Here is a 23,533-nt window from a genome sequence, read left to right on the forward strand (position 1 = left end):
CAACCCGGTGGACGGCCGCCCCCGGGGGCTCCTTAGGGTGGCCGCATGGCCGACGAGTCCCCCCTGATCCGCAGTCTCCGTGCCGCCGTGGCCGCCGCCCCCGGCGACGTGCCCCTGCGTCTCCACTTCGCCGAGCTCCTCCTCGCGGAGGGGCGGAACGACGAGGCCGTCACCGAGGCGGCCGTCGCCCTCCAGCACGCGCCCGGGGACGCGGACGCCCGCGCCCTGATGGTCCGCGCGATGGGCCTGCCCACGCCTCCGGCCACGCCCCCGGCCCCGCCCACGCCTCAGGCCGCGACCCCGCCCGCACCGGAAGCCCCCGTCCCGACTCCGGCCCCGGACGAGCCCGCACCGGACGCCCCCACCCCCTCCTTCGACTGGAACGCCGCCGAGCAGCAGGTCCAGGACCTCGTCGGCCCCCGCTTCCTGGAGGAGCCGCAGGCCGCCGACGGCGACGGCACCGCCGGGGACGCGGCCGCCTGGGACGTCGACGCCCCCGGCTCCGTGCGCCTCGCCGACGTCGGCGGCATGGAGGAGGTCAAGGACCGCCTGGAGGCCGCCTTCCTCGCCCCCATGCGCAACCCCGAACTGCGCAGGCTGTACGGCAAGTCGCTGCGCGGCGGCCTGCTCCTCTACGGACCGCCCGGCTGCGGCAAGACCTTCATCGCCCGGGCCGTCGCGGGCGAACTCGGCGCGAGCTTCCTCACCGTCTCGCTCTCCGACGTCCTCGACATGTGGATCGGCGCCTCCGAGAAGAACATCCACGACATCTTCGAGACCGCCCGCCGCCAGGCCCCCTGCGTCGTCTTCCTCGACGAGCTGGACGCCCTCGGCGCCAAGCGCTCCCGCACCCACCACAGCGGCCTGCGCAACGTCGTCAACCAGCTCCTCACCGAACTCGACGGCATCGCGAGCGGCGCGGGCAACGAGGGCGTCTTCGTGCTCGCCGCCACCAACGTCCCCTGGGACGTCGACATCGCGCTGCGCCGCCCCGGCCGCCTCGACCGCACCCTGCTCGTGCTGCCGCCCGACGCCGCCGCCCGCGAGGCGATCCTCCGCTACCACCTGCGCGAGCGCCCCATCGAGGCCGTCGACCTCGGCAAGCTCGTCAAGGCCACCGAGGACTTCTCCGGCGCCGACCTCGCCCACGTCTGCGAGACGGCCGCCGAGGCCGCGCTCCTCGACTCCGCCCGCAGCGGCTCTGTACGCCTGATCACCACCAAGGACCTGCTCGGCGCGGCCAAGCAGATCAAGCCGTCCACGGAACCGTGGTTCGCCGCCGCCCGGAACGTCGCCATGTTCGCCAACGAGGGCGGCCTCTACGACGACCTCCTCGCCCACCTCAAGCGGAAGCGCAAGCTGTGAGCGAGGCGGAGGCCCGGGGCGCCCACGGCACCGCGCTGCGGCGCGCCGAGGCGCTGTACGAGGCCGGACGGTACGAGCGGGCCGGGGAGCTCGCCGCCCAGCACCTGGCGACCGAGCCCGAGGACGCCGAGGCCCTCGTCCTGCTCGCCCGCTGCCACCACCGGGGCGGCCGCCACCCCGCCGCCCTGGCCGCCGTGGACCAGGCGCTGCGGGCCGAGCCCGAACTGCTCGGCGCCTGGCTGATGCGCGTCCAGGTCCTCCTCTCCCAGAGGCGGTTCCAGGAGGCCGAGTCCACCGCCCGGCACGCCGTCGCGCTCGCCCCGCACCACTGGGGCACCCACTACGCGCTCGGCACCGCCCTCGCGGAGCACGGCGAGCACGGCGAGCGCTTCCTCGCACACGCGCGTACCGTCGAGGCGTACGAGACGGCCCGGACCGCCGTGAACCTCGCGCCCGAGGAGGACGCGGCCCACTTCCTGGTCGGCCTCACCGCCCAGCGCCGGAGGGACCACGCCACCGCGCAGCGCGCGTACGAGACGGCGCTGCGGCTCAACCCGCAGAGCAGCGAGGCCCACAACAACCTCTCGCTGCTCCGGCTGCGCCGCCGCTGGTGCCGGCGCGGGGCGTGGACGCAGGCCGCCGAGGGGTTCGTCGCCTCCGCCGCGCTCGACCTCCAGGACCGCAAGGCCCGCTACAACCTGGAGGCCATGGCCTGGAACACCGCCGCCGGGGCCCGCTGGGTCGCCCTGCTCGGCTTCGTGGCCTCCGCGTTCGGCGTCGCCCCCGTCCGGAGCGGCGCGACCGGGGCCGGGGCGGTCGTCCCGTTCCTGGTCGGCGCGGCCGTCCTCGTCGGCGCCTGGGGCGGCTGGGCCCTGTGGATGAGCCGCCGGCTGCCGCCCCGGCTGCGCCGCCCGCTGCTGCTCGTCGCGCGCGGCTGCCGGCCGGTGATCGCCATGGCGACGGCCGTCGGGCTGCTCGGGCTCTACTCGGTCCTGACCATGGCCCTCTGGTCCTTCGACGCGGGCGTGCCCGGCGCGCTCGGCGGAGTGCTGTTCTGGGGCGTGATCATCACGTACTGGGTGAGCCGCTCGTTCCTGAACCGGCGCGCGCCCAAGGACTGACCGGCCTCTCCGGGAAAACCGGATCCGATCTTGTCGGCGGCGGCGGATACCATGCGCGTGTAGTGACCGACGGAGGCGAGGAGGCCCGGACCATGGCCGGAGAGCCGCAGAGCGACTGCCTGTTCTGCAAGATCGTGGCGGGGGAGGTGCCCGCGACGATCGTGCGCGAGAGCGAGACGACCGTCGCGTTCCGCGACATCAACCCGCAGGCGCCGACCCACGTCCTGGTGATCCCGCGCGTGCACTACCCGGACGCCGCCTCCCTCGCGGCCGGCGCGCCGGACGTCGCCGCCGACCTGCTGCGCGAGGCCGGCGAGGTCGCCGCCCAGGAGAAGACCGACGGCACCGGCTACCGGATCGTCCTCAACACCGGCGCGGGCGCGGGCCAGACCGTCTTCCACACCCACGCGCACGTCCTGGGCGGCCGCGGCCTCAACTGGCCCCCCGGATAAACCGTGTCCGTACGCGAACTGGTCGTCCTCGGGACCGCCAGCCAGGTCCCGACCCGGCACCGCAACCACAACGGCTACCTGCTGCGCTGGGACGGCCGGGGCATCATGTTCGACCCCGGCGAGGGCACCCAGCGCCAGATGCTGCGGGCCGGGGTCGCGGCGCACGACCTCGACCGGATCTGCGTCACGCACTTCCACGGCGACCACTCGCTCGGCCTGGCCGGGGTGATCCAGCGGATCAACCTCGACCAGGTCCCGCACCCGGTCACCGCCCACTACCCGGCGAGCGGACGGCACTTCTTCGAGCGGCTGCGGTACGCCACCGCCTACCGCGAGACCGTGAAGCTGGTCGAGGTGCCCGTCGCCGCCGACGGGCCGCTCGCCGTCACCGACGCGTTCACCCTGGAAGCGCGCCGGCTCTCCCACCCCGTCGAGTCCTACGGCTACCGGCTGATCGAGCCCGACGGGCGCCGCATCCTGCCCGGGAAGCTCGCCGAGCACGGCATCCGGGGCCCCGACGTGGGCCGCATCCAGCGCGACGGCGTCCTGAACGGCGTCACCCTCGACCAGGTCAGCGAGGTCCGGCGCGGACAGCGCTTCGCCTTCGTCATGGACACCCGGCTCTGCGACGGCGTCCACGCCCTCGCCGAGGGCGCCGACATGCTCGTCATCGAGTCGACCTTCCTCGACGAGGACGTCCGCCTCGCCGTCGACCACGGCCACCTCACGGCCGGACAGGCCGCCGCGGTCGCCCGCGACGCGGGCGTGCGGCACCTCGTCCTCACCCACTTCTCGCAGCGCTACCACGACCCCGCCGAGTTCGAACGGCAGGCGCGGGCGGCCGGGTTCGACGGCGAGCTGAGCATTGCCCAGGACCTCATGAGGGTCCCCGTACCGAAACGAACGTGAACATGCCCGTACCCAAGGCGGAACTGCACCTCCACATCGAAGGCACCCTCGAACCCGAGCTGGCCTTCGCGCTCGCCGCGCGCAACGGCGTCACCCTGCCGTACGCGGACACCGACGCCCTCCGCGAGGCGTACCGCTTCAGCGACCTCCAGTCCTTCCTCGACCTGTACTACGGCCTGATGGCGGTCCTGCGCACCGCCGGGGACTTCACCGAACTCGCCGACGCCTATCTGGAGCGGGCCGCCGCCCAGGGCGTCCGGCACGCCGAGATCTTCTTCGACCCGCAGGCGCACACCGCCCGCGGCGTCCCGATCGGCACCGTGATCGAGGGCCTGACCGCCTCCCTCGACCGCGCCGAGGAGCGGTACGGGATCTCCACCCGGCTCATCATGTGCTTCCTGCGCGACGAGTCCGCCGAGTCGGCCCTCGCCACCCTGGAGTCCGCGAAGCCCTACCTGGACCGGATCACCGGCATCGGCCTCGACTCGGCCGAGGTCGGCCACCCGCCGGCCAAGTTCCGCGAGGTGTACGAGGCCGCCGCCGCGCTCGGCCTGCGCCGCGTCGCGCACGCGGGCGAGGAGGGGCCCGCGGCGTACGTCCGCGAGGCCCTCGACGTCCTCGGCGTCGAGCGGATCGACCACGGCCTGCGCTGCATGGACGACCCCGACCTCGTCGCCCGCCTCGCCCGCGAACGGGTCCCGCTCACCCTCTGCCCCCTGTCGAACGTCCGCCTCCGCGTCATCGACACCCTCGCCGACCACCCCCTCCGCGCCATGATGTCCGCCGGCCTCCTCGTCACCGTCAACTCCGACGACCCCGCCTACTTCGGCGGCTACGCGGGCGACAACTACGACGGCGTCCGCACCGCCCTCGCCCTCACGAACGACCAGCTCCGGGAGCTGGCCCGGAACTCCTTCCTGGCGTCGTTCCTGGAGGACGAGGAGGAGCGGAGGGGGAGGTATTTGGCGGAGGTGGAGGCGTACGAGTTCGGGGACGAGGGGGCGTAGACGGGTGGGGTGGGTGCGGGGCGCGTTCGGGTGCGGGCCGGGCGCCTGCGGCGGGCCTCTTCCCCACCCCGCCCCTTCCCGTAACCGGGGCTCCGCCCCGGACCCCGCGCCTCAAACGCCGGCGGGGCTGGATTTTCAGCCCGTCCGGCGTTTGAGGACACGCCCGAAGGCCGTACGGGGTCCGGGGGCTCGCCCCCGGTTTCGGGAAGGGGCGGGGTGGGGAACAAGCCCCGCGCAGCGGCCCCCGCCCCCCACCCCCCCTACTCCCGCCCCCTCACCCCCGCCAACCCGACCGCCGCCCTCGTCAACCGGCGGCGGGCGCCCGGCACCCGGATCGAAGCCACCGGCTGCTCCGGCGCCCCCACCTGGGGGACCAGGGACGGCGTGGCCGAGGCGGTGCCGGCGAGGACGGCCGCGGGCGCGCCCCCGCGGCGGCGGATCGAGCCGGGGACCAGGGGGCGGCCGGAGACGTGGCGGGCCACGGCCGTCATGGGGGCGGCGACCAGGAGGAGCAGGGCGCAGAGGACCGCGCCCATGCCCGGATAGCCGACGCCCTCGGAGAGGAGGCTGCCGGTCACCGGGCCGCAGGCCACGCCGAGGGAGGACGCCGAGCCGACGAGGACGGCCCAGCGGCCGCGCGGGTCGAGGGAGGCGGCCAGGCCCAGGAGGTACGACAGGACGACCGGGTAGACGGCGTTCCACAGGATCTCGCCGGTCGCGAAGGAGAGCAGGTCCCCGGCGGCCGAACTGAGCAGCACGCAGCCCGCGATGAGGACCGTGCCGGCCCCGATCGGCACCGCGCGGCCCAGGCGCGAGCCGAGCGCCCCCGCCGCCGTGACCCCGGCGAGCCCCGCGCCGAGCGCCACCGCGAAGACCGCGCCGACGGTGACCTCGGAGAGCCCGGCCTGGGTGAGCCCGATGCGGCCGCTCACGCCCCACAGCGCGTTCTGCGCGAGGGACCAGCACAGGATGCCGCCCGCGAGGACGGCCCCCGCCCGCCGGTACGGCAGCGGGCCCGTCACCGCGTCCGTACGCGCACGCGCTCGCGTACCGCCCGGCAGACGGCCCGTCACCGGCCACACCAGGGCCGCCGCGCAGGCGATCGCGAGCAGCGGCGGCGCGTGGCCCCCGCCCAGGTGGGGGAGCGTCAGGTAGAGCGCGCCGGCCGTGGCCGAGACGGAGAGCAGGCCGAGGGCCGAGGCCCGGTGCGGGTCCGGCCGCCCGGCGATCCCGGCGGCGGCCACCGCCGTCGCCGTGCCCGAGCCGAGGCCGCCGAGGACGGCGCCCGCGACCACCAGCGGCACGGTGCCGGTCGCGGCGGCGGAGCCGTATCCGACGAGCATGGCGAGCAGGCCCGCGCGGGCCGCCCGGCGCGGCCCGATCCGCTCCCCGCGCGCGGCGAGCGCGAAACCGGCGGACGAGGAGCCGAGCAGCAGCACGGAGCCGACCAGACCCGCCTGCGCGGGGGTGAGGCCGAGCCCGGCGGAGAGCCGTCCGACGACGGTCGGCAGGAGGTACGGGGCCAGGTAACCGGCCGTGAAGAGTGCGACGAGGGCGACGAGGGCCCCCGCGCCGCGAGACCGCGACGACATGGGCGTTCCCAGGAACAAGGAGGGGAGGGGGTGGAGCGCCCGGTGGTGCGCGAGAGGCACGGGGTCGCGGGACCATGTGTATCAAGCGGGCGCGGGGTGGGAGAAGACGGTTTCCACCGGTACGCGATGTGATCCGTGACACTCTTGGTTTGGCGGGGCGGTTTCCGGGTAAAGGGCCGTTCTCCTCGTGCGTCCCACCCGTCTCCCACCCCCCATCGGGCACACTGGGCGGATCCGCACCGCGACCGGGGAGCCCGCCGTGACCACACCCAGGGGAGAGCAGCCGCAACACGACGCCGAGATCGACCCGTTGGAGCGCCTGCGCGAGCCCACCGATCCCGCCTGCGACGTCTTCCTGACCGGCACGGTCTTCCTGGACATCATCTTCACCGGACTCGACAGCGCCCCCGTCCGCGGCACCGAGTCCTGGGCCCGCGGCATGGGCTCCAGCCCCGGCGGCGTCGCCAACATGGCGACCGCCCTCGCCCGCCTCGGCCTGCGCACCTCCCTCGCCGCCGCCTTCGGCGACGACCACTACGGCGAGTACTGCTGGGACGCCCTGGAGCAGGGCGAGGGCATCGACCTCTCCTTCTCCCGCACCGTCCCCGGCTGGCACTCCCCGGTCACCGTCTCCATGGCCTACGAGGGTGAGCGCACGATGGTCTCCCACGGCCACGCGGCCCCGCCGCCCGACGACGCCCTGCCCGCCTATCCGCCGCACGCGCGCGCGGCCGTCGCCTCGCTCGCCCCCGGCCGCCCCGAGGAGTGGGTCGCCCAGGCCGCCCGTGCCGGGGCCAAGGTCTTCGCCGACGTCGGCTGGGACGACACCGGCCGCTGGGACCTGGCGGCCCTGCCCGACCTGGAGCACTGCGAGGCGTTCCTGCCCAACGCGGCCGAGGCGATGCGCTACACCCGCGCCGACTGCCCCCGGGCCGCCGCCCGCGCCCTCGCCGACAAGGTCCGCTACGCCGTGGTCACCCTCGGTGCCGAGGGCGCCTACGCGGTCGACGGCGCCACCGGCGAGACCGCCGAGGTCCCCGCCATCCAGGTCTCCGCCCTCGACCCGACCGGCGCCGGGGACGTCTTCGTCGCCGGTTTCGTCACCGGCACCCTCGCCGACTGGCCGCTCGCCGACCGGCTCGCCTTCGCGGGCCTCACCGCCGCCCTCTCCGTCCAGGAGTTCGGCGGCTCCCTCTCCGCCCCCACCTGGGACGAGATCGCCGCCTGGTGGCAGCGGGCGCAGGGCGACGCCCGGCAGGACCCCGAGGCCCTGCGCGGCCGCTACGCCTTCCTGGAGCGCCTCCTGCCCGCCCCCGCCCGCCCCTGGCCGCTGCGCAGGGCGGTCCCCACGATCGGCTTCCGCGCGGCCGCCTCGTAGGACGCCCCGCCCGGAAGGACGCGCCGCGCTCGAACGGCTCTCCGTAAACCCCTTAGGCCTTGTCGGTGCCAAGTCGTAGGCTTGGTGATCCGGAGGTTGTCGAGCAGCGAGAACCCTGCGACGGGAGGTATGCGCAGGCCACAGTGCCGGCCCATGACTCACACACCCACAGCCCACGACGGAGCGCCCCGCGACGAGGCGCACGGACAGGCCCGCGCCCACTTCACCGTCCCCGCCAAGCACCCGATGGTGACCCTGCTCGGCTCCGGGGACTCCCTGCTCCGCGTGATCGAGCGCTCGTTCCCGGGCGCCGACATCCACGTCCGGGGCAACCAGGTCAGCGCGGTCGGAGACGCGGCGGAAGTCGCCCTGATCCAGCGCCTGTTCGACGAGATGATGCTGGTGCTCCGCACCGGTCAGCCGATGACGGAGGACGCAGTGGAACGCTCGATCGCCATGCTCAGGGCGAGCGAGAACGGATCGGCGGAGGGCGGCGAGGAGACTCCCGCCGAGGTGCTCACGCAGAACATCCTCTCCAGCCGGGGACGCACGATCCGTCCCAAGACGCTCAACCAGAAGCGGTACGTCGACGCCATCGACAAGCACACGATCGTCTTCGGCATCGGCCCCGCGGGCACCGGCAAGACCTATCTCGCCATGGCCAAGGCGGTCCAGGCCCTGCAGTCCAAGCAGGTCAACCGGATCATCCTGACCAGACCCGCCGTCGAGGCGGGCGAGCGGCTCGGCTTCCTGCCGGGCACGCTCTACGAGAAGATCGACCCGTACCTGCGCCCGCTCTACGACGCCCTGCACGACATGCTCGACCCGGACTCCATCCCCAAGCTCATGGCGAGCGGGACGATCGAGGTCGCGCCCCTGGCGTACATGCGGGGCCGCACCCTGAACGACGCGTTCATCATCCTGGACGAGGCGCAGAACACGAACCCCGAGCAGATGAAGATGTTCCTCACCCGCCTCGGCTTCGACTCGAAGATCGTCATCACCGGTGACGTCACCCAGGTCGACCTGCCGAACGGGACGAAGAGCGGTCTGCGGCAGGTCCGCGACATCCTCGACGGGGTCCAGGACGTCCACTTCTCCACGCTCACGTCGCAGGATGTCGTCCGGCACAAGCTCGTCGGCCGTATCGTCGACGCGTACGAGCAGTACGACAGCCGCAACGGCCGCAACGGGAAGTAGTCACAGAACCACCATGTCGATCGACGTCAACAACGAGTCCGGCACCGAGGTCGACGAGCAGTCGATCCTCGACATCGCCCGCTACGCGCTCGCGCGGATGCGCATCCACCCCCTCTCCGAGCTGTCGGTGATCGTCGTGGACGCGGAGGCGATGGAGCAGCTCCACATCCAGTGGATGGACCTGCCCGGCCCCACGGACGTCATGTCCTTCCCGATGGACGAGCTGCGTCCGCCGGCGAAGGACGACGCGGAGCCCCCGCAGGGGCTCCTCGGCGACATCGTGCTCTGCCCCGAGGTCGCCACCCAGCAGGGCAAGGACGCGCCGACGCAGCACTCCATGGACGAGGAGCTCCAGCTCCTCACCGTCCACGGAGTGCTGCACCTCCTCGGGTACGACCACGAGGAGCCCGACGAGAAGGCCGAGATGTTCGGCCTCCAGGCGGCGATCGTCGACGGCTGGCGCGCGGAGAAGGGCCTCACCGGCCCCTCGCCGGCGCCGACCGTCTCCTGACCCCGATGGACGTCTCGCTGATCCTCGGGGCGGTCGCGCTCGTCGTCGTGGCCTGGCTGGCCGCCTGCGCCGAGGCGGGCCTCGCCCGGATCTCCAGCTTCCGCGCCGCCGAGGCCGTACGGTCCGGGCGGCGCGGAGCCGAGAAGCTCGCCCAGGTCGCCTCCGACCCCACCCGCTACCTCAACGTGGCGCTGCTCGTCCGCGTCGCCTGCGAGATGGCGGCCGGCGTCCTCGTCACGTACGCCTGCCTGGAGGCCTTCCCGGAGACCTGGGAGGCGCTCCTCGTCGCCATCGCCGTCATGGTCCTCGTCTCGTACGTGGCCGTCGGCGTCTCGCCGCGCACCATCGGCCGCCAGCACCCGCTGAACACGGCGACCGCCGCCGCGTACGTCCTGGTGCCGCTCGCCCGGATCATGGGCCCGATCCCGCAGCTCCTGATCCTCATCGGCAACGCGCTCACCCCCGGCAAGGGCTTCCGCAAGGGCCCCTTCGCCTCCGAGGCCGAGCTGCGGGCCCTGGTCGACCTCGCCGAGCAGGAGTCCCTGATCGAGGACGACGAGCGCCGCATGGTGCACTCCGTCTTCGAGCTGGGCGACACCCTCGTGCGCGAGGTGATGGTGCCCCGCACCGACCTGATCTGCATCGAGCGGTACAAGACCGTCCGCCAGGCCCTCACCCTCGCGCTGCGCTCCGGCTTCTCCCGGATCCCGGTCACCGGGGAGAACGAGGACGACATCGTCGGCATCGTCTACCTGAAGGACCTGGCCCGCCGGACCCACGTCAACCGGGAGTCGGAGTCCGACCTGGTGTCGACCGCGATGCGGCCCGCCACCTTCGTCCCGGACACCAAGAACGCCGGTGACCTGCTGCGCGAGATGCAGCAGGAGCGCAACCACGTGGCCGTCGTCGTCGACGAGTACGGCGGCACGGCCGGGATCGTCACCATCGAGGACATCCTGGAGGAGATCGTCGGCGAGATCACCGACGAGTACGACCGGGAGCTGCCGCCGGTCCAGGAGCTCGGCGGGGACCGCTACCGGGTCACCGCCCGCCTCGACATCGGGGACCTCGGCGAGCTGTACGGCCTGGGTCCCGACGAGTACGACGACGAGGACGTGGAGACCGTCGGCGGTCTCCTCGCCAAGGCCCTCGGCCGGGTCCCGATCTCGGGCGCGAAGTCCGTGGTGGAGCTGCCCGACGGGCGCTCCCTCCGGCTGACCGCCGAGTCCCCGGCCGGCCGCCGGAACAAGATCGTCACGGTGCTCGTGGAGCCGGTGGAACCGGTCGGAGCGGAGAAGGAATCCGAGTGACCCCCGCCGACCCCGAGTGACCCCCGAGGAGCCCGAGTGACCCCCGACGAGCTGCGTGCCCTCTGCCTGGAGTTCAACGACGCCACGGAGGAGTTCCCCTTCGGCCCGGAGACCTCCGTCTTCAAGGTCGCCGGAAAGCTCTTCGCGCTCTCGGCGCTCGACTCCGAGCCGCTGAAGGTCAACCTCAAGTGCGACCCGGACGAGGCCGTACGGCTCCGCGAGGAGCACCCGGCGATCGCCCCCGGCTACCACATGAACAAGCGGCACTGGAACACCGTGACCCTCGACCAGCTCCCGGACCGGACGGTCCGGGAGCTGGTCGAGGACTCGTACGACCTGGTCGTCGCCGGTCTCCCGAAGGCGGTACGGCTCCGCCTCGACCGCCCCTGACCCGGGGCCGCCGCCCCGGTCCTCAGGCCCGGCGCCGCAGGCCGAGGCCGACGAGCAGCGCCGTGCCGAGCACGATCGCCGCGTCCAGGGCGAGGACCGTGCGGACGCCCCCGTACAGGTCCCCGCCCGTCGTGGCGAGCACCCCGAGCAGCGGGATCCCGACCGTGAGGCCGACCTGCTGGGTCGTGGTCACGAGTCCCGTCGCCAGGCCCTGCTCCCCGTCGGGCACGCCGGAGGTGACGGTCAGGCCGTACGAGATGATCGCGCCCAGGTGGCACATGGAGGCCAGCGAGACCGCGACCGTCGCCAGGACCGCGCCCGAGCCCTCGGACACGCCGAGCAGCGCGGCCGTCAGGAGGCCCTGGCCGGCGAGCGAGGCCACCAGGGTGCGGCGGGCGCCGATCCGCCCGATCAGCTTCGGCGCGAACGTCCCGGCGACGACCGAGAGCGCGCCCTGCGCCCCGAAGACCAGACCGGTCGCGAAGGCCGAGAGGCCCAGGGTGTCCTGGAGGTACAGGGTCAGCACGAAGATGACGGTCGACATCATCGAGAAGGTGACGAGCCCGCCCAGGTTGCCGAAGGCGATCGTGCCCCGCCGCAGCATCGGCAGCGAGACCAGCGGGGCCGGGTGCCGGGACTCGACCCGCACGAAGACCGCGAGCAGCAGCACGCCCGCCACCAGGGCGATCCGCACGTCCGCGCCGCCGAAGCCGTGCTCGGCCGCCGTCGTCAGGGCGTAGATCAGGGCCAGCAGACCGCCGGTGACGGTGACCGCGCCGGGCACGTCGAGCCGGGGCCGGTCCGGGGTGCGGGACTCGGGCAGCAGGCCGGGCGCCAGCGGCAGCACGACCAGGGTGAAGACGGCGAGCAGGCCCATCGTGGAGCGCCAGCCGAGGGTGTCGGTCATGACCCCGCCGAGCACCATGCCGATGGTGAAGCCCAGCGAGAGCAGGGTGCCGGAGATGCCGAGCGCCCGGTCCCGCAGCGGCCCCTCCGGGAAGGTGGTGGTCAGGAGGGACATGCCGGTGGGCACGATCGCGGCGGCGCCGAGGCCCTGGAGGGCCCGCCCGGTGAGGAAGGCGGCCGGGTTCCAGGCGAAGGCGGCGAGCAGCGAGGCGGCGCCGAAGACGGCGAGCCCGGCGAGGAAGAGCCGCTTGCGCCCGTAGAGGTCGCCGATCCGCCCGAAGAGCAGCAGGAAGCCGCCGGAGGGCAGGGCGAAGGCGGTCACGGCCCACTGGAGGGCCGACCGGTCGAGGCCGAGGTCGGCGCCGAGGACGGGCAGCGCCACGTTCAGGACGGAGAAGTCGAGCGCCACCATGAACTGGGCGGCGCACAGCACGAAGAGGACGAGCCGGTCGCGCCGGCCGAGGGCCGGGGGAGCGGCGGAGGAAGGGGTCAGGGTCGTCATGGCCCCACCCTCGGCGCGCGGGAACAAGCCTGGGGAGCGGGTACTTATCCTGTTGGTCGCACCACCAGGCGACGGGCACCCGGGCACCACCGGGCGTCCGGCCGCTCGTACCACCAGGCGTCCAGGGGGAGGAAGCACACGTGACCACCGCTGCCGAGGGCACCGACGCGAAGCGGCGCCGCCTCGGTGAACTGCGCGAGTTCCTGATGAGCCGTCGGGCCCGGGTCCGCCCGGCCGAGGCGGGCCTCCCGGACGGCGGCCGCCGCCGCACCCCGGGCCTGCGCCGCGAGGAGGTCGCCGTCCTCGCGGGCGTCGGGGTCTCCTGGTACCAGTGGCTGGAGCAGGGCAGGGACATCACGGTCTCGCCCCAGGTCCTGGACTCGGTGGCGCGGGTGCTGCGGCTCAGCCCGGCCGAGCGGCGCCACCTGTACGTCCTGGCGGGCCTGAACCCGCCGGCCCCGGAGGCGGCCCCGGAGGACCGGGACATGTGCCAGGGGCTGCGGCGGCTGATCGACGCGTGGATGCCGTTCCCCGCGCACATCATGGACGCGTACTGGAACACGGTCCTGTACAACGAGGCGGCGTCGATCGTGCTCGGGATGCGGCCGGACATCTCCCAGAACTGCCTGATCGCCTTCTTCACCGACCCGCTGTACCGCTCCCGGATGAGCCACTGGGAGGAGCTGGCGCCCCGGGTGGTCGCGCAGTTCCGCTCGGCCTGCTCGGAGTGCCCCGACGACGAGGGCTTCCGGGCGGTGGTCGAGGAGGCCGGGGAGCGGAGCGCGGAGTTCGCGGAGCTGTGGGAGCGGCGGGACATCCTGCCGGGCGGCCAGCACCGCAAGGAGATGGAGCACCCGCTGGTCGGCACGCTGGTCGTCGAGGCGACCCAGCTCCGCATCCCGGCCCGTCCCGACCTGGTCATCGTGATGCACACCCCGCTCCCGGAGGCCGACACGGCGGCGAAGCTGGAGTGGCTGGTCTCCCCGGAGGGCCGGCGCGGGGCGATGTACCCGCTGGCGGGCTGAGGTCCCGTCCGGGGCGTGCGGGCCCCCGCCTATGCTCGGTCCATGACACTCAGCAGCGAGCACGGCGACCTCGGCGCCGAGGACCTCAAGATCATCACCCTCGCCCGGAGCGCACGGGCCCGCAACGGCGTGGCCGAGGGCGCGGCCGTCCGCGACGAGACCGGCCGGACGTACGTGGCCGGGACCGTGGCCCTCGACTCGCTCCGGCTGAGCGCGCTGCGGACCGCCGTCGCGATGGCGGTGGCCAGCGGCGCCGAGTCCCTGGAGGCGGCGGCCGTCGTGACGACCGCCGAGACGGCCTCGGACGAGGACCGCGCGGCCGTGCGGGACCTCGGCGGCCCGGAGACCCCGGTCCTGCTCGCGGGCCCGGACGGCCGGCTGCGGCAGGCGGTCACGGCGGGCTGAGGCGCGCCGCCGGGGCCCTCCCCGGGGCCTCCGGGGGCTCTGGGTGCGTGACGCGGGCGCTCATCGGGGACAATGGCCCCCATGAGCGCTCGCAACCAAGAAACCGAAGCCGTCCACCGGGCCGGCTTCGCCTGCTTCGTCGGCCGCCCCAACGCGGGCAAGTCCACCCTCACGAACGCTCTGGTCGGCCAGAAGGTGGCCATCACCTCGAACCGGCCGCAGACCACCCGGCACACCGTCCGGGGCATCGTGCACCGCCCGGACGCGCAGCTGATCCTGGTCGACACCCCCGGCCTCCACAAGCCGCGCACCCTCCTGGGCGAGCGGCTCAACGACGTCGTGCGCACCACCTGGGCCGAGGTCGACGTGATCGGCTTCTGCCTGCCCGCCGACCAGAAGCTCGGCCCCGGCGACCGGTTCATCGCCAAGGAACTGGCGGAGATCAAGAAGACCCCCAAGGTCGCGATCGTCACCAAGACCGACCTGGTCGACTCCAAGACCCTCGCCGAACAGCTCATCGCCGTCGACCAGCTCGGCAAGGAGCTGGGCTTCGAATGGCAGCAGATCGTCCCGGTCTCGGCCGTCGGCGACAAGCAGGTCCAGCTCGTCGCGGACCTGCTCATCCCGCTGCTCCCGGAGTCCCCGCCGCTCTACCCGGAGGGCGACCTCACGGACGAGCCCGAGCAGGTCATGGTCGCGGAGCTGATCCGCGAGGCCGCGCTCGAAGGCGTGCGGGACGAGCTGCCGCACTCCATCGCGGTGGTCGTGGAGGAGATGATCCCCCGCGAGAACCGCCCGGCGGACCGGCCGCTGCTCGACATCCACGCCAACGTGTACATCGAGCGCCCCAGCCAGAAGGGCATCATCATCGGCCCCAAGGGCAGCCGCCTGAAGGAGGTCGGCATGAAGTCCCGCAAGCACATCGAGGCCCTCCTCGGCACCCCGGTCTTCCTCGACCTCCACGTCAAGGTCGCGAAGGACTGGCAGCGGGACCCGAAGCAGCTGCGGAAGCTCGGCTTCTAGAGCCGGTAGAAGAACTACGCGCCTTCCTTGAGGACCCTCGTGATGAGGGTCCTCTGCGCTTCCGTCAGGTGGGGGTCGCCGCAGTGGACCGTGCGCCCGTCGACCGTGATCTCGTACGAGAAGCCGTCCGGGACGCGGGAGCGGGCGCCGTCGCCGCCGGTCGCCGCGAGGACCGCCCCCGCCAGGGCGGTCCACTCCCCGGCGTCGGGGCGGCCCGAGGTGTCCACCTCCGCCGACCGCTCGATGCCCGCGAAACCGCCCGTGCGCCGTACTCGAATCCGCATGGGCCCTGTCTACCCCGGCTCAGTCCGTCGGCACGCCCACCGCCGCCCAGGACTTCAGTACGGCCTGGATCTCGGCCCCGTCGCCGTACCGGTCCTTCGCCGCCTTCACCGTGGCCGCCGCGAACTCGGCGAACCGGGTCTCGGGGGCGAGGGTCCCGCCGGTCATCACGTCGTACCAGATCTGCCCGGCCCGCTCCCACGCGTTGCCGCCCAGCTCGGTCGCCGCCAGGTAGAAGGCGTGGTTGGGGATGCCGGAGTTGATGTGCACCCCGCCGTTGTCGCGGCCCGTGCGGACGTAGTCGTCCATGTGCGCGGGCTGCGGGTCCTTGCCGAGGACGTCGTCGTCGTACGCGGTGCCCGGCGCCTTCATGGAGCGCAGGGCCCTGCCCTCCACGTCCGGGTGGAAGAGGCCCTCCCCGATGAGCCAGTCCGCCGCCTCGGCGCTCTGCCCGAGCGCGTACTGCTTCACGAGGGAGCCGAAGACGTCCGAGACGGACTCGTTGAGGGCGCCGGACTGGCTGAAGTACTCCAGGTTCGCCGTGTACTGGGTGAAGCCGTGGGCCAGTTCGTGGCCGATGACGTCCACGGGCAGCGTGAAGTCGAGGAAGATCTCGTCGTCGCCGTCCCCGAACACCATCTGCTCGCCGTTCCAGAAGGCGTTGCCGTAGTTCCGGTCGTAGTGGACGGAGGCGAGCAGCGGCAGCCCGGAGCCGTCGATCGAGTCGCGCCCGAAGGCGTTCAGGAAGAGGTCGAAGGTGGCGCCGAGGCCCGCGTACGCGCGGTTGACGGAGGCGTCGCCGGTCGCCTCCTCGCCCTCGGAGCGGACCTTCTCGCCCGGCAGGTCGGTGCCCTGCCGGCAGTCGTGGACGGTCCGGTGGGGCTTGGCGGCGTCGCGGGCGGCGACCGTCGGGGCGGAGCCGGGCAGCGGCAGCACCCGGAACGTGCGGGCCGAGGCGTCCGCGGCCAGGGTCCGGCGGGCGGTGGCGGCCACGGCGGCGTTGGAGGAGTGCGCCAGGTGCTCCAGGAGGTGCGGCGGCACGATCGAACAGAAGACGGGCGTGTGAGCGGTCATTCCAGCAATGTGGCAGTGAGTGATGGCACTGTCACCAGGAGAGACGAGGATTGGCGAAATGGAGTGATCCGTCACTGTTCGAGTTTGATTCCCGGGGCGTCCCGCATACTGGAACGGGACGTCCGCTTCCACGTCCCTGGGCTAAGCTGCGGCACATCATGCGTTTCGGGCTGCTTCTCCTTAGCTGCCGCGGCGAGGGCCTGTAGTCGTAGGCCGACCCCCTCCCCGCGGGACCTGGTGTTGCGTTCGACAGTCGGCCGTCCTTCTCTCCGCTGGACCCGAGGAGCCCTACGCAATGTCGCAGTCCCCGTTCATCGGCCGCCCCACGCCCGTCACCAACGAGACGCCGCTGCAGAAGCCGTCCGGGATGCCGATCCACAAGTACGGCCGGTACGAGGCCGTCGAGATCCCCGACCGCACCTGGCCCGACCGGCGCATCACCAAGGCGCCCCGCTGGCTGTCCACCGACCTGCGCGACGGCAACCAGGCCCTGATCGACCCGATGTCCCCGGCCCGCAAGCGCGAGATGTTCGACCTGCTCGTACGCATGGGCTACAAGGAGATCGAGGTCGGCTTCCCGTCCTCCGGCGAGACCGACTTCGCGTTCGTGCGCTCCATCATCGAAGAGGGCGCGATCCCGGACGACGTCACCATCTCCGTCCTGACCCAGGCCCGCGAGGACCTGATCGAGCGGACCGTGGAGTCCCTGGTCGGCGCCAGGCGCGCCACCGTCCACCTGTACAACGCCACCGCGCCCACCTTCCGCCGGGTCGTCTTCCGGGGCTCGAAGGAGGACATCAAGCAGATCGCCGTGGACGGCACCCGCCTGGTGATGGAGTACGCGGAGAAGCTGCTGGGCCCGGAGACCACCTTCGGCTACCAGTACAGCCCCGAGATCTTCACCGACACCGAGCTGGACTTCGCCCTGGAGGTCTGCGAGGCCGTCTGCGACGTCTGGCAGCCGGGGCCGGGCCGCGAGATCATCCTCAACCTGCCCGCCACCGTGGAGCGTTCGACGCCGTCCACGCACGCGGACCGGTTCGAGTGGATGTCCCGGAACCTGACCCGCCGCGCGTACGTCTGCCTGTCCGCCCACCCGCACAACGACCGGGGTACGGCCGTGGCGGCGGCCGAGCTGGCCGTCATGGCCGGCGCCGACCGCGTCGAGGGCTGCCTGTTCGGCCAGGGCGAGCGCACCGGCAACGTCGACCTGGTGACCCTGGGCATGAACCTGTTCAGCCAGGGCGTCGATCCGCAGATCGACTTCTCGCAGATCGACGAGATCCGCCGCACCAGCGAGTACTGCAACCAGATGGAGGTCCACCCGCGCCACCCCTACGCGGGCGACCTGGTCTACACCGCCTTCTCCGGCTCCCACCAGGACGCCATCAAGAAGGGCTTCGACGCCATGGAGGCCGACGCGGCCGCCCGGGGCAAGACCGTGGACGACATCGAGTGGGCGGTCCCGTACCTGCCGATCGACCCGAAGGACGTCGGCCGCTCCTACGAGGCCGTCATCCGGGTCAACTCGCAGTCCGGCAAGGGCGGCATCGCGTACGTCCTGAAGAACGACCACAAGCTGGACCTGCCCCGCCGGATGCAGATCGAGTTCTCCCGGATCATCCAGCAGAAGACCGACTCCGAGGGCGGCGAGGTCACGCCGGCCGCGATCTGGTCCGTCTTCCAGGACGAGTACCTGCCCAACCCGGACAACGCCTGGGGGCGCATCCAGCTGCGCTCCGGCCAGACCACCTCCGACACCGACGGCACGGACACGCTGACCGTCGAGGCGGTCGTGGACGGCGTCGACACCGTCCTGACCGGTTCCGGGAACGGACCGATCTCGGCCTTCTTCGCCGCGCTCCAGGCCGTCGGCGTGGACGCCCGCCTGCTGGACTACCAGGAGCACACGATGAGCGAGGGCGCCTCCGCGCAGGCCGCCTCGTACATCGAGTGCGCCATCGACGGCAAGGTCCTGTGGGGCATCGGCATCGACGCCAACACCACCCGCGCCTCCCTGAAGGCGGTCATCTCGGCGGTCAACCGCTCCGCCCGCTGACCTGCCCCGACCCCGCTGCCCCGCACCCTCCCGGAGGGCGCGGGGCAGCGCCGCGTCCCGAACGGGGGAGGGCGTGAGGGGGCGCGCGGGACCACTCCGGAGAGTGATGTCCCGGCGTTCGAACGGTGACGTGTCTCGGCCATCTCCACGGTGAACTGCTTCCGGGGTGCTGACGCCACATCACGGATGTGGCTAACATCACGCCCACGCCGGCAGTGCAGCCGGGGCGTCGAGGAGGTGCGTATGCGGTCTGCCCGGAATTCACGTGGTGGGAAAATGGGCATCTGCGGGGTTCGCACCTCCTGGAACACCGTCGGGGACGGGGAGTTCTTCTGCGAGGAGTGCGGGGGCGACCGCAACTACCGGCGGCGCACCGGCCGTCGCAGGTTCGCCGTCCTGGGCGTCCCCGTCCTGCCCCGGGGCTGTACGGGCCCCGTGATCGAATGCGCGGCCTGTCACACGCACTTCGGTACGGAGGTGCTCGACCGCCCGACGACCAGCCGTTTCTCCGCGATGCTGCGGGACGGGGTGCACACCGTCGCCCTGGCCGTCCTCGCGGCCGGCGGCACCGGCTCCCGCGCCGTCCTGGACCGGGCCGTCAGCGCCGTCAGGTCCGCCGGGTTCGCGGAGTGCACGGCCGTCCAGCTCGTGGACCTGGTCGAGGCCCTGGAGGCCGACACGGGCCGCTTCATGCCCGAGGTGAACCCCGAGGGCACGCTCCTCGCGATCGAGATCCACGAGGCCCTGGAGCCGCTCGCCCCGCACCTGGCCCCCTCCGGGCGGGAGTCGATCCTCGTCCAGGCCGCCCGGATCGCCCTGGCCGACGGCGCCTACAGCCCGGCCGAGATGGAGGTCCTCGGCACCGTCGGCAACGCGCTCTCGCTGCCCCCGGACGACACCGTCCGGCTCCTCGCCTCCGCGCGGACCGTCTCCTGATCCCGGGAGGGGCCGGGGGGAACGGCTCCGCGAGGACCCGGATCCGCTCCGAGCCCTCGCGGTCGACGTACCGGCGCGACGACGGTTACTGGATGGCGCCGCTCGCGCGCAGCATGTCCTCGCGCTCCACGATCTTCACGCGCTCGCGGCCCTGCGGCTCGCCGAGCGCCTTCTCGGCGGCGTCCAGGGCGTACCAGCCCTCCCACGTCGTGTACGTGATGCCCTTGCCCTCCAGGAAGGACACGACGGCGTCCGTCTCCGGGGTGGCCGGGGCGAGCAGGCGCCCGTTCGCGAAGTCGTCCAGGAGGTTCGCCACGGTCTCGTTGGCGTCGCCCTTGGTGTGGCCGATGAGGCCGACCGGGCCGCGCCGGATCCAGCCGGTGACGTAGGTCGACGCCAGGTGCTCGCCGTTCTCCTGGATCACCCGGCCGCCCTCGTCCGGGACGGTGCCGCTGACGGCGTCCCAGGGGAGCTTGGGCAGCTCGTCCGAGAGGTAGCCGACCGCGCGGTAGACGGCCTGGACGTCCCAGTCGGTGGTCTGTCCGGTGCCCTTGACGTTGCCGGTGCCGTCCAGCTCGGTGCGCTCGGTGCGCAGGCCGACGACCTTGCCGTCCTCGCCGAGGACCTCGACCGGGGACTCGAAGAAGTGCAGGAAGAGCTTGTGCGGGCGGTCGCCGATGTCGCGGATCGCCCAGTTCTCCAGGGTCTTCGCGACCATGTCGGTCTGCTTGTTCTTGCGGCGGTCCGCGATCGAGCCCTCGTCGTAGTCGATGTCCTCGGGGTTGACGATGACCTCGATGTTGGGGGAGTGGTCCAGCTCGCGCAGCTCCATGGGGCTGAACTTCGCCTGCGCCGGGCCGCGACGGCCGAAGACGTGGACTTCCAGGGCCTTGTTGGCCTTCAGGCCCTCGTAGACGTTGGCCGGGATCTCGGTCGGCAGCAGCTCGTCCGCCGTCTTCGCCAGGATGCGGGCGATGTCGAGCGCCACGTTGCCGACGCCGAGGACGGCGACCTTCTCGGCGGACAGGTCCCAGGTGCGCGGGACGTCCGGGTGGCCGTCGTACCAGGAGGCGAAGTCGGCGGCGCCGAGGCAGCCGTCCAGCTCCACGCCGGGGATCTTCAGCTCGCGGTCCGCCATGGCGCCGGTCGAGAAGACCACGGCGTCGTAGAAGGAGCGCAGGTCGTCCAGGTGCACGTCGGTGCCGTAGTCGACGTTGCCGAACAGGCGGACCTGCGGCTTGTCGAGCACCTGGTGCAGCGCGGTGATGATGCCCTTGATGCGCGGGTGGTCGGGGGCGACGCCGTAGCGGATGAGGCCGAAGGGCGCCGGCATCCGCTCGAAGATGTCGATCGACACGCCCGGTTCGGCGGCGGCCTCGGACTTCAGCAGCGCATCGGCGGCGTAGATTCCGGCGGGGCCGGCGCCGACGATCGCGACCCGGAGGGGGCGGGGCATGACTGGGTTCCCTTCGCAGCGACATGGCGGCGAAGCCGCCGACACTTAGGTCACCCTAAATAATGCACGACCCGGAGCGGTACCCCGCCCCTGTCTATGAGGTCATAAGGCGGACTTATGACTTCCCAAGGGGGGCCTTGGGGGTCATCCGGCCAGGTGCCCCACGAAAGCCGCCCAGGCGTCGGCCCGCACGACGAGGACGGGGCCGGGGTTCTTGCTGTCCCGGACGGGGACGACACCGGGGACGTCGTCCAGGACCTCGACGCAGTTGCCGCCGTCGCCGTTGCTGTAGCTGCTCTTGCGCCAGGCGGCGCTCGTGAAGTCGTACGAGACTTCGACGCAGTCGCCGCCCGAACCGTTGCTGTAGGAGCTCTTGAACCAGTTGGCGTGGGTCAGGTCGTACTCGCGCATCGTCTGTAGTCCTCCGCCGCCGACTCGATCAGTGCGAGGGACGCCTCCGGCGACAGCGTGACGACCCTGAGCAGATCGTAGGCGCGCTGTGCCTGCTTCACCACCGCCGGATCGTCGAGGAGAGTCCCCGAAAACTCCGTCTCTGTATAGGCCGTTGGCGGCTGGTCCTCGAACTCCATGAGCTTGAGCGTGCCGGTCATGTGCGCGTGTGCGCCGGCCTCGCGCGGCAGGACGGTCACCAACGCCCACCGGTTCCGGATCAGGGTCGCGATGTGGTCGAGCTGTTCCGCCATGGCTGCCGGGCCGCCGACCGGGGTGAGAATCGCGTTCTCGTGCAGGATCACCCAATACTCGGGCCTTGTAGTGCTCTGCAGGATCTGGGCTCGGTCCAGCCGAGAGGTGACCTTCTCCTCGACGTAAGCCTCTGCCGCGAAGGGGTGAACCGCCAGCGTCACCGCCCGCGCGTACGCCCCCGTCTGCATCAGACCCGGGATGACCGTCGGCGCGAACTCGCAGATCTTCGTCGCCACGGCCTCCAGCTCCGCGACCGCGTGAAAATAGGACGCGTACGGCGACTTGTCGATGAGCTTGCGCCAGGTGCGTTCGAAAATACCGCCGGTTTGTAGGACCTCGTCGATTCTTTTCGCGACGTCCAGTTGGGGTTTTCGAATTCCCTGCTCGAACAGGCCGATGTAGGCGCCCGAGACGAACACCCGTCCGCCCAGTTCGCTCTGCGAGAGCCCCGCCCCCTCCCTGCGTTCCTTCAGGAGGTCCCCGAAGAACTCCCACACGTCCTGCCGCTTGCCTCTGGCCATGGCTTAACTCCCCTGCCCTACCCCGCAGTTGTACGGCATGCGCAGCTGCCGATTCTACGGATCAGGGGTCACCCTGGAGAGGCGAAGCGGGAAATGGATTCAGAAAGGCATACGTTGGTGAAGGAAGACATCACGAAGGCGTCCACGGGGACGATCGGAGCCGCGCAGGCGGCGGTGGCGGAATTGCGCGAGGCACTCGCGAGCGCGGGAATCACCCTTCCCTCGCTCGGTCTCGACGTCGTCACCCTCGCCGCCGATCCCCCGAGGCCGCTCGTGGAATTGGGATGCTGCACGGTGGAAACGGCCCGGCTCCTCGCCGCCGCCGTACTGCCGAGGGAGGAGAGTCGATCGTGACGCTGCCCATCGGGTCGTACGTCGTCGAGATCCGCACCGGACGGGTCGGGAGGGTCATGGGGCACGAGGGCCCCTACGTCCAGATCCGCGCGCTCGGCGGAGGGCGCGAGTGGGACGTGGACCCCGAGGGGGTGCGGGAGGCGACCTCGGCCGAGCGGCTGAGCGCGTCCACCGCGCACGTCAACGCCCGCAGCCGGGGCGAGGTGCCTTGAGCGGCGGCGGGGCCCCGTAGCGCTCCCGTACGGCACCGGCACCCGGCCCCGGACCCGGGTGTCGGTGCCGTACGGGAGAATGGGCCGCATGAGTCTGTTCCGCGACGACGGCATCGTGCTGCGCACCCAGAAGCTGGGTGAAGCGGACCGCATCATCACGATCCTCACGCGCGGTCACGGACGCGTACGCGCCGTGGCGCGGGGCGTGCGGCGCACGAAGTCGAAGTTCGGGGCCCGGCTCGAACCCTTCTCGCACGTGGACGTGCAGTTCTTCGCCCGGGGGAGCGAGCTGATCGGGCGCGGCCTGCCGCTCTGCACGCAGAGCGAGACGATCGCCGCGTACGGCGGCGGGATCGTCACCGACTACGCCCGCTACACGGCCGGCACGGCCATGCTGGAGACGGCCGAGCGGTTCACCGACCACGAGGGCGAGCCGGCCGTCCAGCAGTACCTCCTGCTCGTCGGGGGGCTGCGGACCCTCGCCCGGGGCGAGCACGCCCCCCATCTCATCCTGGACGCCTTCCTGCTGCGCTCCCTCGCGGTGAACGGCTACGCGCCGAGCTTCGAGGACTGCGCCAAATGCGGACTCCAGGGGCCGAACCGGTTCTTCTCGGTCGCGGCGGGCGGAGTCATATGCGGCGACTGCCGGGTGCCCGGAAGCGTCGTACCCTCTGCGGAGGCCATCGGCCTGCTCAGCGCGCTCCTCACCGGCGACTGGGCGACGGCGGACGCGTGCGAGCCGCGTCACGTCAGGGAGGGCAGCGGACTCGTCTCCGCCTACCTGCACTGGCACCTGGAGCGTGGCCTGCGCTCCCTGCGATACGTAGAGAAGACCTAG

Annotated in this window: 25 protein-coding genes; 18 read left to right on the top strand and 7 right to left on the bottom strand. The window is 72.4% G+C overall.

Features of this window, described 5'->3' with window-relative positions; all coding sequences use genetic code 11:
- Positions 1–45: 45 nt before the first annotated feature.
- From ACIQVI_RS09350 to ACIQVI_RS09370, 5 genes are all read left to right on the top strand, one after another.
- Positions 46–1,365: an AAA family ATPase gene (locus ACIQVI_RS09350; RefSeq protein ID WP_403593159.1), complete on the top strand. Its 1,320-nt coding sequence runs from the start codon at positions 46–48 to the stop codon at positions 1,363–1,365.
- The gene (locus ACIQVI_RS09355; RefSeq protein WP_403593162.1) at positions 1,362–2,486 is read left to right on the top strand and encodes a tetratricopeptide repeat protein; all 1,125 of its coding nucleotides are present in this window, start codon (positions 1,362–1,364) and stop codon (positions 2,484–2,486) included. The genes ACIQVI_RS09350 and ACIQVI_RS09355 overlap by 4 nt, the downstream gene beginning before the upstream one ends.
- A 92-nt stretch (positions 2,487–2,578) precedes the next feature.
- Complete coding sequence (locus ACIQVI_RS09360) at positions 2,579–2,938, top strand: histidine triad nucleotide-binding protein (RefSeq protein WP_403594499.1); 360 nt, start codon at positions 2,579–2,581, stop codon at positions 2,936–2,938.
- A 3-nt stretch (positions 2,939–2,941) separates the two neighbouring features.
- The gene (locus ACIQVI_RS09365) at positions 2,942–3,847 is read left to right on the top strand and encodes a ribonuclease Z (RefSeq protein ID WP_403593165.1); all 906 of its coding nucleotides are present in this window, start codon (positions 2,942–2,944) and stop codon (positions 3,845–3,847) included.
- Between the two features lie 2 nt (positions 3,848–3,849).
- Positions 3,850–4,854, top strand: coding sequence for an adenosine deaminase (locus ACIQVI_RS09370; protein WP_403593168.1), 1,005 nt, complete (start codon positions 3,850–3,852; stop codon positions 4,852–4,854).
- 260 nt (positions 4,855–5,114) lie between these two features.
- On the opposite strand, the gene ACIQVI_RS09375 is transcribed toward ACIQVI_RS09370, so the two are convergent.
- Positions 5,115–6,446, bottom strand: coding sequence for an MFS transporter (locus tag ACIQVI_RS09375; protein ID WP_403593171.1), 1,332 nt, complete (start codon positions 6,444–6,446; stop codon positions 5,115–5,117).
- A 259-nt stretch (positions 6,447–6,705) separates the two neighbouring features.
- Here ACIQVI_RS09375 and ACIQVI_RS09380 point away from each other — a divergent pair, with 259 nt between their 5' ends.
- From ACIQVI_RS09380 to ACIQVI_RS09400, 5 genes are all read left to right on the top strand, one after another.
- The gene (locus tag ACIQVI_RS09380) at positions 6,706–7,824 is read left to right on the top strand and encodes a carbohydrate kinase family protein (protein ID WP_351974105.1); all 1,119 of its coding nucleotides are present in this window, start codon (positions 6,706–6,708) and stop codon (positions 7,822–7,824) included.
- 153 nt (positions 7,825–7,977) lie between these two features.
- On the top strand, positions 7,978–9,024 hold the full coding sequence (locus ACIQVI_RS09385; protein ID WP_351974104.1) for a PhoH family protein: 1,047 nt from the start codon (positions 7,978–7,980) through the stop codon (positions 9,022–9,024).
- A gap of 13 nt (positions 9,025–9,037) precedes the next feature.
- Positions 9,038–9,535 carry an rRNA maturation RNase YbeY gene (gene ybeY / locus ACIQVI_RS09390; protein WP_030211030.1) on the top strand — a complete coding sequence of 166 codons (498 nt, stop codon included), beginning with the start codon at positions 9,038–9,040 and terminating at the stop codon, positions 9,533–9,535.
- Positions 9,536–9,540: 5 nt separating this feature from the next.
- On the top strand, positions 9,541–10,845 hold the full coding sequence (locus ACIQVI_RS09395; protein ID WP_403593176.1) for a hemolysin family protein: 1,305 nt from the start codon (positions 9,541–9,543) through the stop codon (positions 10,843–10,845).
- Between the two features lie 36 nt (positions 10,846–10,881).
- Positions 10,882–11,235, top strand: a complete 354-nt coding sequence (locus tag ACIQVI_RS09400; protein WP_403593179.1) for an MmcQ/YjbR family DNA-binding protein — start codon at positions 10,882–10,884, stop codon at positions 11,233–11,235.
- Positions 11,236–11,257: 22 nt separating this feature from the next.
- Here ACIQVI_RS09400 and ACIQVI_RS09405 read toward each other — a convergent pair whose 3' ends face one another.
- Positions 11,258–12,643 (bottom strand): MFS transporter, encoded by a 1,386-nt coding sequence (locus ACIQVI_RS09405; RefSeq protein ID WP_351970934.1) that lies wholly within the window; start codon positions 12,641–12,643, stop codon positions 11,258–11,260.
- A 206-nt stretch (positions 12,644–12,849) separates the two neighbouring features.
- Here ACIQVI_RS09405 and ACIQVI_RS09410 point away from each other — a divergent pair, with 206 nt between their 5' ends.
- The 3 genes from ACIQVI_RS09410 (at position 12,850) to era (ending at position 15,096) form a co-directional block, all read left to right on the top strand.
- Positions 12,850–13,668: a helix-turn-helix transcriptional regulator gene (locus ACIQVI_RS09410; protein ID WP_351970936.1), complete on the top strand. Its 819-nt coding sequence runs from the start codon at positions 12,850–12,852 to the stop codon at positions 13,666–13,668.
- Positions 13,669–13,710: 42 nt separating this feature from the next.
- Positions 13,711–14,073, top strand: coding sequence for a cytidine deaminase (locus ACIQVI_RS09415; protein ID WP_121829442.1), 363 nt, complete (start codon positions 13,711–13,713; stop codon positions 14,071–14,073).
- Between the two features lie 72 nt (positions 14,074–14,145).
- Positions 14,146–15,096, top strand: a complete 951-nt coding sequence (gene era / locus ACIQVI_RS09420) for a GTPase Era (RefSeq protein ID WP_403593183.1) — start codon at positions 14,146–14,148, stop codon at positions 15,094–15,096.
- Positions 15,097–15,110: 14 nt separating this feature from the next.
- Here the strand turns inward: era and ACIQVI_RS09425 are convergent, their stop codons facing one another.
- Both ACIQVI_RS09425 and ACIQVI_RS09430 read right to left on the bottom strand, forming a co-directional pair.
- Entirely contained in the window at positions 15,111–15,380 is a 270-nt protein-coding gene (locus ACIQVI_RS09425) for a protealysin inhibitor emfourin (RefSeq protein ID WP_403593186.1), read from the bottom strand.
- Between the two features lie 19 nt (positions 15,381–15,399).
- Entirely contained in the window at positions 15,400–16,452 is a 1,053-nt protein-coding gene (locus ACIQVI_RS09430) for a M4 family metallopeptidase (RefSeq protein ID WP_351970931.1), read from the bottom strand.
- 295 nt (positions 16,453–16,747) lie between these two features.
- Here ACIQVI_RS09430 and leuA point away from each other — a divergent pair, with 295 nt between their 5' ends.
- Positions 16,748–18,511, top strand: coding sequence for a 2-isopropylmalate synthase (gene leuA, locus ACIQVI_RS09435; RefSeq protein ID WP_403593189.1), 1,764 nt, complete (start codon positions 16,748–16,750; stop codon positions 18,509–18,511).
- Positions 18,512–18,754: 243 nt separating this feature from the next.
- A complete protein-coding gene (locus ACIQVI_RS09440; RefSeq protein ID WP_403593192.1) occupies positions 18,755–19,447 on the top strand; it encodes a TerB family tellurite resistance protein in 693 nt (230 codons plus the stop codon).
- Between the two features lie 85 nt (positions 19,448–19,532).
- Here the strand turns inward: ACIQVI_RS09440 and ACIQVI_RS09445 are convergent, their stop codons facing one another.
- The 3 genes from ACIQVI_RS09445 to ACIQVI_RS09455 form a co-directional block, all read right to left on the bottom strand.
- The gene (locus ACIQVI_RS09445; RefSeq protein ID WP_403593195.1) at positions 19,533–20,903 is read right to left on the bottom strand and encodes an FAD-dependent oxidoreductase; all 1,371 of its coding nucleotides are present in this window, start codon (positions 20,901–20,903) and stop codon (positions 19,533–19,535) included.
- 144 nt (positions 20,904–21,047) lie between these two features.
- The gene (locus ACIQVI_RS09450; protein ID WP_403593198.1) at positions 21,048–21,314 is read right to left on the bottom strand and encodes a DUF397 domain-containing protein; all 267 of its coding nucleotides are present in this window, start codon (positions 21,312–21,314) and stop codon (positions 21,048–21,050) included.
- Positions 21,296–22,129 carry a Scr1 family TA system antitoxin-like transcriptional regulator gene (locus tag ACIQVI_RS09455; protein WP_403593201.1) on the bottom strand — a complete coding sequence of 278 codons (834 nt, stop codon included), beginning with the start codon at positions 22,127–22,129 and terminating at the stop codon, positions 21,296–21,298. Before ACIQVI_RS09455 ends, ACIQVI_RS09450 begins: the two co-directional genes overlap by 19 nt.
- A gap of 117 nt (positions 22,130–22,246) precedes the next feature.
- Between ACIQVI_RS09455 and ACIQVI_RS09460 the strand changes: the two genes are divergently transcribed.
- From ACIQVI_RS09460 to recO, 3 genes are all read left to right on the top strand, one after another.
- Positions 22,247–22,483, top strand: a complete 237-nt coding sequence (locus ACIQVI_RS09460) for a hypothetical protein (RefSeq protein WP_351970925.1) — start codon at positions 22,247–22,249, stop codon at positions 22,481–22,483.
- Positions 22,480–22,695, top strand: coding sequence for a hypothetical protein (locus ACIQVI_RS09465; protein ID WP_053646480.1), 216 nt, complete (start codon positions 22,480–22,482; stop codon positions 22,693–22,695). The genes ACIQVI_RS09460 and ACIQVI_RS09465 overlap by 4 nt, the downstream gene beginning before the upstream one ends.
- 88 nt (positions 22,696–22,783) lie before the next feature.
- Positions 22,784–23,533, top strand: a complete 750-nt coding sequence (gene recO / locus ACIQVI_RS09470) for a DNA repair protein RecO (RefSeq protein ID WP_121829452.1) — start codon at positions 22,784–22,786, stop codon at positions 23,531–23,533.

The sequence above is a fragment of the Streptomyces sp. NPDC098101 genome, assembly GCF_044760185.1.
Taxonomy (GTDB): domain Bacteria; phylum Actinomycetota; class Actinomycetes; order Streptomycetales; family Streptomycetaceae; genus Streptomyces.

What these genes read in the sequence shown, in the direction of transcription:
- ACIQVI_RS09410 (WP_351970936.1), top strand. Translation starts at nt 12,850, where the DNA reads ATGAGCCGTCGGGCCCGGGTCCGCCCGGCCGAGGCGGGCCTCCCGGAC.
- era (WP_403593183.1), top strand. Translation starts at nt 14,146, where the DNA reads ATGGCCCCCATGAGCGCTCGCAACCAAGAAACCGAAGCCGTCCACCGG.
- ACIQVI_RS09455 (WP_403593201.1), bottom strand. Translation starts at nt 22,129, where the DNA reads ATGGCCAGAGGCAAGCGGCAGGACGTGTGGGAGTTCTTCGGGGACCTC.
- leuA (WP_403593189.1), top strand. Translation starts at nt 16,748, where the DNA reads ATGTCGCAGTCCCCGTTCATCGGCCGCCCCACGCCCGTCACCAACGAG.
- ybeY (WP_030211030.1), top strand. Translation starts at nt 9,038, where the DNA reads ATGTCGATCGACGTCAACAACGAGTCCGGCACCGAGGTCGACGAGCAG.
- ACIQVI_RS09370 (WP_403593168.1), top strand. Translation starts at nt 3,850, where the DNA reads ATGCCCGTACCCAAGGCGGAACTGCACCTCCACATCGAAGGCACCCTC.
- ACIQVI_RS09440 (WP_403593192.1), top strand. Translation starts at nt 18,755, where the DNA reads ATGCGGTCTGCCCGGAATTCACGTGGTGGGAAAATGGGCATCTGCGGG.
- ACIQVI_RS09415 (WP_121829442.1), top strand. Translation starts at nt 13,711, where the DNA reads ATGACACTCAGCAGCGAGCACGGCGACCTCGGCGCCGAGGACCTCAAG.
- ACIQVI_RS09425 (WP_403593186.1), bottom strand. Translation starts at nt 15,380, where the DNA reads ATGCGGATTCGAGTACGGCGCACGGGCGGTTTCGCGGGCATCGAGCGG.
- ACIQVI_RS09450 (WP_403593198.1), bottom strand. Translation starts at nt 21,314, where the DNA reads ATGCGCGAGTACGACCTGACCCACGCCAACTGGTTCAAGAGCTCCTAC.
- recO (WP_121829452.1), top strand. Translation starts at nt 22,784, where the DNA reads ATGAGTCTGTTCCGCGACGACGGCATCGTGCTGCGCACCCAGAAGCTG.
- ACIQVI_RS09430 (WP_351970931.1), bottom strand. Translation starts at nt 16,452, where the DNA reads ATGACCGCTCACACGCCCGTCTTCTGTTCGATCGTGCCGCCGCACCTC.
- ACIQVI_RS09385 (WP_351974104.1), top strand. Translation starts at nt 7,978, where the DNA reads ATGACTCACACACCCACAGCCCACGACGGAGCGCCCCGCGACGAGGCG.
- ACIQVI_RS09375 (WP_403593171.1), bottom strand. Translation starts at nt 6,446, where the DNA reads ATGTCGTCGCGGTCTCGCGGCGCGGGGGCCCTCGTCGCCCTCGTCGCA.
- ACIQVI_RS09360 (WP_403594499.1), top strand. Translation starts at nt 2,579, where the DNA reads ATGGCCGGAGAGCCGCAGAGCGACTGCCTGTTCTGCAAGATCGTGGCG.
- ACIQVI_RS09405 (WP_351970934.1), bottom strand. Translation starts at nt 12,643, where the DNA reads ATGACGACCCTGACCCCTTCCTCCGCCGCTCCCCCGGCCCTCGGCCGG.
- ACIQVI_RS09350 (WP_403593159.1), top strand. Translation starts at nt 46, where the DNA reads ATGGCCGACGAGTCCCCCCTGATCCGCAGTCTCCGTGCCGCCGTGGCC.
- ACIQVI_RS09395 (WP_403593176.1), top strand. Translation starts at nt 9,541, where the DNA reads ATGGACGTCTCGCTGATCCTCGGGGCGGTCGCGCTCGTCGTCGTGGCC.
- ACIQVI_RS09445 (WP_403593195.1), bottom strand. Translation starts at nt 20,903, where the DNA reads ATGCCCCGCCCCCTCCGGGTCGCGATCGTCGGCGCCGGCCCCGCCGGA.